At 44.8% G+C, this 6,134-nt stretch carries 6 protein-coding genes and 2 tRNA genes; 3 read left to right on the plus strand and 5 right to left on the minus strand.

Annotation, left to right across the window (positions count from 1 at the left end; genetic code table 11):
* Window positions 1-163: 163 nt before the first annotated feature.
* Complete coding sequence (locus tag G5B12_RS02175) at window positions 164-694, plus strand: VanZ family protein (protein WP_021975884.1); 531 nt, start codon at window positions 164-166, stop codon at window positions 692-694.
* 176 nt (window positions 695-870) lie between these two features.
* On the opposite strand, the gene G5B12_RS02180 is transcribed toward G5B12_RS02175, so the two are convergent.
* From G5B12_RS02180 to G5B12_RS02190, 3 genes are all read right to left on the minus strand, one after another.
* Window positions 871-1,302 (minus strand): hypothetical protein, encoded by a 432-nt coding sequence (locus G5B12_RS02180; protein ID WP_174087663.1) that lies wholly within the window; start codon window positions 1,300-1,302, stop codon window positions 871-873.
* A 37-nt stretch (window positions 1,303-1,339) separates the two neighbouring features.
* On the minus strand, window positions 1,340-2,884 hold the full coding sequence (gene malQ / locus G5B12_RS02185; protein ID WP_118071677.1) for a 4-alpha-glucanotransferase: 1,545 nt from the start codon (window positions 2,882-2,884) through the stop codon (window positions 1,340-1,342).
* 97 nt (window positions 2,885-2,981) lie between these two features.
* Window positions 2,982-3,920: an alpha/beta fold hydrolase gene (locus G5B12_RS02190; RefSeq protein WP_021975881.1), complete on the minus strand. Its 939-nt coding sequence runs from the start codon at window positions 3,918-3,920 to the stop codon at window positions 2,982-2,984.
* Window positions 3,921-4,134: 214 nt separating this feature from the next.
* Here G5B12_RS02190 and G5B12_RS02195 point away from each other — a divergent pair, with 214 nt between their 5' ends.
* Both G5B12_RS02195 and G5B12_RS02200 read left to right on the plus strand, forming a co-directional pair.
* Entirely contained in the window at window positions 4,135-5,295 is a 1,161-nt protein-coding gene (locus G5B12_RS02195; RefSeq protein ID WP_244096017.1) for a DUF5067 domain-containing protein, read from the plus strand.
* Between the two features lie 174 nt (window positions 5,296-5,469).
* On the plus strand, window positions 5,470-5,685 hold the full coding sequence (locus tag G5B12_RS02200) for a DUF378 domain-containing protein (RefSeq protein WP_021975879.1): 216 nt from the start codon (window positions 5,470-5,472) through the stop codon (window positions 5,683-5,685).
* Window positions 5,686-5,899: 214 nt separating this feature from the next.
* Here the strand turns inward: G5B12_RS02200 and G5B12_RS02205 are convergent.
* Together G5B12_RS02205 and G5B12_RS02210 are read right to left on the minus strand one after the other, a co-directional pair.
* Window positions 5,900-5,972, minus strand: a tRNA-Gly gene (locus tag G5B12_RS02205).
* A 3-nt stretch (window positions 5,973-5,975) separates the two neighbouring features.
* Window positions 5,976-6,046: transfer RNA gene (locus G5B12_RS02210), tRNA-Gly, on the minus strand.
* Window positions 6,047-6,134: the final 88 nt, after the last annotated feature.

Consider the following 6,134-nt stretch of genomic DNA (forward strand, 5'->3'; position numbering starts at 1 on the left):
CTTTTTTCTTAAAAATACCCCTGAAATTTATTTTATATTCTAACACATTTTAGTCTTTACTGTCCACTTCCCCCTTTCATCTCCTCCGTCCCTTTTTCTTCTCCCTCTGTTCTTTTTCTATATTTTTCTGGACTTTTCCAGACAACAGTGCTATATTGAAGCCATGAAAATACTGATTACATTATTAAAACCATTTTCTTTTGCACCTGCGATCCTGATGATGTGCGTGATCTACTCTTTTTCCGCACAGACCGGAGAAGTTTCCGGTGCCCTGAGTTATAAAGTCAGCTATCAGATCGTAGAAACAAAAAATGAAATACTTGCCACAGGAAAAAGCCCGGATCAGCTTTCCCAGGAGGCATCCCATATCGAGTTTTATGTACGGAAGGCTGCCCATATGACCGAATACTGTCTGTTGTCCATCTCCATTTCCTTCCCGCTTTATGTTTACGGAGTCCGGGGAATCTGGCTGATGCTTCTTGCAGGATTTGTATGTGTGGGTTTTGCCGGCCTGGACGAATATCATCAGTCTTTTGTGGACGCTCGCGGGCCTTCTGTAAGGGATGTGGGAATTGACAGCTGTGGAGCGCTGATCGGAATTTTACTGGTACAGGCGTTCTGCTGGTCTACCTTACACACTCCCGGCAACAAAAAATCACGAAAAAAACGTCGAAAAACCCCAAAACGCAGATAAGTCAGGCGAGACAAATCATCCATTCCCTTTGACAACTCTGCACCGAATATATGACACACAACTTACTCAATTAAAAACGGAACATCCCTGGAAGAAATCATTTTCCCCCTCCTGATGTTCCGTTTTTTATGCTTATATGTGTCATATCCTGGCAGGAGCTATCCCGCATCCGTATTTTATTTTGCTTCTTCCTCCGGTGCATCATCAAGACTCTCTGCCAGATGTGCCCGCTGTGCAATAGACATGCGTTTTTTTCCAGCTGCCGCAATCTCCGGATCTTTGGCGGTTTCCTCTGCTGCTTTTTTCGTTGCCGCTTCTTCCATCTCATGTTTCTGTGCACCTGCTTTTGCAAGGTTACGGACTGCCATGATCAGAAGCACTGCCCCGATCACAACAAAAATACCACCTGCTACCAGAAATCCCGTACTGGAGTCTTCTGCCCCGCTTATAACATTGGCGCAGAGACGATATCCCGTATACACAAGATAACCCCCTGCGAAGATCCACAGAAGGCTGCTTCTTGTGGAAGAATTTCCCTGATCGGAATTCTTTTCTTCCGTAGTCTCCTGCTGCAGCTCTTCCTTATTTTCTGTTTTCTGTTCTTCCATGATGTATCTTTTATCCTTTCTGATATTCTGGCATTTTTTATTTGTCAGATATCATTTCTACGTCAGACTCTGTTTTTTCTTTCTCTTCTGGCTCTTCTTTTACAAGTCTTCCGTAAAGTTTTGTCATTTTATAAATCTTCTCAATGATTTTTTCATTGAGCTGACCTTTTTTCATACGCCACTTCCAGTTATCACCAAGAGTTGACGGCTCATTGATCCTTGCCTCATTTCCAAGGCAAAGATAATCCTGTACCGGGATCACACAGCGGTCTGCTACGCTGGACATGGCTGCGCGGATCAGGCTCCATACTGCCGCGGTCTCATGTTTGCCCTCACAGCCGATATAAGCTTTGGCAAAGTTCCGGTCATGCTGACTTAAATTACGGAACCAGCCCCTTGTGGTCTCATTATCATGAGTTCCTGTGTATACAATACAGTTCCTTTCATATCTGTGTGTCAGATATGGACTGTCTTCATTCTCATCAAACGCAAACTGAAGAACCTTCATTCCCGGAAAGCCGGATTCTTCCACCATCTCAATGACACTGTCTGTAAGAAGACCAAGGTCCTCCGCGATCACGTCCAGTTTTCCCAGATTTTTTTCGAGGGTACGGAACAGATCTATTCCCGGTCCCTTTTCCCAGTGGCCGAACTCCGCAGTCTTATCCCCGTATGGAATAGAATAATATTCGTCAAATCCTCTGAAATGATCAATTCTCACCACATCATAGAGTTTCATACAGTTGGCCATCCGGCGTGTCCACCATGCATAACCGGTCTTCTTATGGTACTCCCAGTCATAAAGCGGATTTCCCCAGAGCTGCCCGGTAGCGGAAAAAGCATCCGGCGGGCATCCGGCAACCCCAACCGGAATATTATTCTCGTCAAACTGGAACAGTTCCGGCTGTGCCCATGCATCCGCACTGTCAAACGCAACGTAGATCGGTACATCTCCAATGATCTCCACGCCTTTCTCATTTGCATAAGTTTTCAGCTCTGTCCACTGTTTAAAAAACCAGTACTGCTGGAAACAGTAAAAGCCCACTTCTTTCGTAAGTTTTTCTCTTGCCTCAGCCAGCGCATCTTTTTCTCTGTTTTTAAGTTCTTTTGGCCATTCGATCCAGCTGATCCCGTTCAGGCTGTCCTTGATGGCCATATACAGGCTGTAATCTTCCAGCCAGGCAGCATTTTCATTTATAAACTTCTGATAGGACAGATCTCCTTCACAGTCATAATTTTCAAATGCTTTTCTTAAGAGACGGAATCTGGAATTATAAATCTTCTCATAATCCACATAACTCTCACTTCCACCCCAGTCGCAGTTCTCACAGTCACTTTCATCCAGGCAACCTGCTTTCACAAAAGCTTCCAGATCAATAAAATACGGATTTCCCGCAAAGGTGGAAAAAGACTGGTACGGTGAGTCTCCATATCCGGTAGGTCCAAGAGGAAGGATCTGCCAGTATTTCTGCCCTGCCCTTGCCAGCTGGTCTACAAACTCATACGCCTCTGCGGAAAAACATCCTATTCCATATTTCGATGGAAGGCTGGATACCGGAAGCAAAATTCCACTTGCTCTCATAATTTATGAATCCCCCTGTTTTCTCAGTAGTTGCGCTCTCTCACAGATGTCTGCAGGAGCACTCTGGTCTTTATTATATCACTCCGCCACAGAGCGTTCAAAGTCCTTTTTTGTGGATATATATAAATATATCATGATAAACCTTCTCCCGTTCTTTCTCATTGAGAATCTCATGGCGCATTCCCGGATATAATTTCCCCCGGACATCCCGGTATCCCGCTCGACGCATGGCACGAACAGCCTTCGCAAACTGCCGTACATTTCCCATACAGGGGTCCTCCGCTCCGCTGATAAACAATACCGGCATCTCCGGTTTCGTACACTTCCAGTGTTTCACATCGTACGCTCTTTTCATCAGGTCAAAAAGTGCCAGATATGCATCATCTGTAAAAGTAAATCCGCAGTACTCGGAATCGGAATAATCCTTAACAACCTGTGGATCAGAACAGATCCATGAAAAACGGTTTTTCTCTTTTTTAAACCGCATCGCATAGCTTCCAAAAGACATCATCTCGATCAGGCCGGCACTGTGTTTGGGTCCGAAAACAGTTTTTTCCGCTTTTGCCAGAGCCACTCCAACCGGTCGAAGCACATTATAACTGGGCGAGCCGCAGACGATCAGCATATCCATACAGCCATCATGGTGAGCCGCATAAGCACGAACAGCCAGAGAGCCCATGCTATGGCCAAAAAGAATCAGCGGAAGCTCCGGGAAATGATCCCTGATCAGACAATTTACTGTATGAATATCCTGCAGCATGGCATCTGCCCCGCCGCCATACATATATCCAAGATCTTCTTTACTCCGCACACTTTTTCCGTGGCCGCGGTGATCGTGAATCACACTTACATATTTCCGTTCTGCCATATATTCCATAAAAGGAAGATAACGTTCCTTATATTCACTCATCCCATGAACAATCTGAATAATGCCTTTGTATTTCTCATCACGTCCCAGTTCCGGCACCACCGCCAGACAGGAAATTTCCAGTCCGTCTGCTTTTGAAGGGAATGAGTACTGAATTGTTCGCATCATATTTCACCTCATCTTTTTCTGCTGCTTTTTCCGCAGCCACAACCATTTTTTTGTATCTTAGAGTATATCATAACACAGGGGGTTTCTCAAACAGTAAACCTATGTTATAATCGTTACGGTAAACCAGATGTGTTACGGTTCACTCCATATCCGGCAACTCTGCATCTGGTTTATCTTACCCGAAAACCAGAATGACTTATTATAAGGAGGAATAATGAATACAGAAGACAATAATGATTTTTATGATGATGAGCTCTCCAGGTCATTGATCTCCAATGATTTCGAAGAGGATACACCACGCAGAAAGAAAAAAAGCAAAAAACCACTTATGATATGCCTGATCATTCTTCTGATTGCTGCAGTGGCCGGCGGAACTGCCTGGTATATGGTTCAGCGCCATAAACCGGTAACAGCCACAGAAGAATTTCTCACAGGTATGCAGAACATGGATTTTACCACCATGGAGAACCTTCTCCAGAGTCACGATCTCAGTGCTCTGGATGATGCGGATATCCGTGATTCCGCCTACACAGATTTCTTCACTACCGTCAACAAAAAAATGACTTACAAGATCACCAAAAACAAATTTGACATCCAGAATGGCACCGCAAAAGTAACCGTCCATATGAAATATATCGATGGAACCAACATCTACGCAGCTACCATTCAGGAGTATACCCGCAAAGTCGCAGTTGCCGCCTATGCCGGGAAAGAAATGACACAGGATGATATTCAGGAGATGCTTGCCTCTCTTCTTGCAGAAAATGCCTCCACCGCTGACGAGAAATACAGCGAAATCGATATCACTTACCCGCTGATCAAGATTGGAAATGACTGGAAGATCGTTTCTCTGGATGATACTACTGTCAAAGTTATGTGTGCAAACTTCAAAAGCGTAAAAGACGAAATTTCATCTCAACTTACAGATGACAGCACAGCAGACAGTTCCGGTACGGACGCCGAATCCACAGGTGCCGCTTCTGATTCCACACAGGCTACAGGCGCATCCATTGATATTACAACAGACAAATTCTCCGTCCGGTTCAAGCAGTTTGCAATCTCCAATGATTACGGCGGAAATCCATGTCTGATGATCTACTACGATTACACAAACTCTGGCGATTCCCAGTCCAGCGCATTTGTGGACTTCACTCTCCAGGCTTCCCAGAACGGAGAATCTCTGGAAGGAACTTATCCGGAAGCCACCGATGACGCTGTAGACAATTACATGAACACCATTGATCCCGGAAAGACTGTCACTGTATGCCAGGTATTTCTTCTGAAAGATACCACCAGTGATGTGACCCTTCAGGGAAAAGAAACTCTCAACGTAGGCGGCGGACAGACAACTTCCCAGGTTCTGAAACTGAAGTAAAGCACCCGCATTATCAGGCAGATATTTTGATCTGAATTCAATAAAACGGAAATTTCTCTTTCATGATTTTTCATGACTGTCAGAAATTTCCGTTTTTTCTTTTTCTCATTCCCGTGTATATTTTTTTCGATTCCGTGAAAAACTATCTCCTGTATAACGAAAGGATGGTGACTTATGGCAAATAAATGTCTGCAGTATTTCGCTCTGACCATTGCCGTGGTCGGCGCCATAAACTGGGGTCTGATCGGCTTCTTTAATTTTAATCTGGTAGCGTTTCTGTTCGGAAGCATGAGCTGGCTTTCCCGGATCATCTACGGGCTTGTTGGCTTATGTGGGCTTTATCTTCTGACTTTCTACACACTGATCGATCAGGAAAAAGCAACCGAATAAGATACTACGCTACACATAACGTAAAAATCCTCTGCCACCTATAGCAGTTCCGGAAATGAATGCATCAAAAGGAAGTTGTTCAGAGTATGAATTTCTGAACCTGCTGCAGTAATTTATGGAAATGCTGTAAAATAAAGCGGAGGATTTTTTATGTTTAACCACTGCATTCTTTGTTTATACAAAAAAAGCTCTGAGATTACTCAGAGCTTCAAAGAGCGATAGACGGGGCTCGAACCCGCGGTCTCGACCTTGGCAAGGTCGCGCGTTACCAACTACGCCACTATCGCACAAGCGGGTGATGGGAATCGAACCCACGTATCCAGCTTGGAAGGCTGGTGTTCTACCATTGAACTACACCCGCAGTTATGAAATTATAAAAGTTCATCTTCCGATGAGAGCGATAGACGGGGCTCGAACCCGCGGTCTCGACCTTGGCAAGGTCGCGCGTT

Origin of the sequence: Blautia sp. MSK.20.85 (genome assembly GCF_013317245.1) — a bacterium.
In the GTDB taxonomy this organism is placed as follows: Bacteria; Bacillota; Clostridia; order Lachnospirales; family Lachnospiraceae; genus Blautia_A.

Coding starts and splice junctions, on each gene's coding strand:
- malQ (WP_118071677.1), bottom strand. CDS start 2,884: ATGAGAGCAAGTGGAATTTTGCTTCCGGTATCCAGCCTTCCATCGAAA.
- G5B12_RS02175 (WP_021975884.1), top strand. CDS start 164: ATGAAAATACTGATTACATTATTAAAACCATTTTCTTTTGCACCTGCG.
- G5B12_RS02190 (WP_021975881.1), bottom strand. CDS start 3,920: ATGATGCGAACAATTCAGTACTCATTCCCTTCAAAAGCAGACGGACTG.
- G5B12_RS02180 (WP_174087663.1), bottom strand. CDS start 1,302: ATGGAAGAACAGAAAACAGAAAATAAGGAAGAGCTGCAGCAGGAGACT.
- G5B12_RS02200 (WP_021975879.1), top strand. CDS start 5,470: ATGGCAAATAAATGTCTGCAGTATTTCGCTCTGACCATTGCCGTGGTC.
- G5B12_RS02195 (WP_244096017.1), top strand. CDS start 4,135: ATGAATACAGAAGACAATAATGATTTTTATGATGATGAGCTCTCCAGG.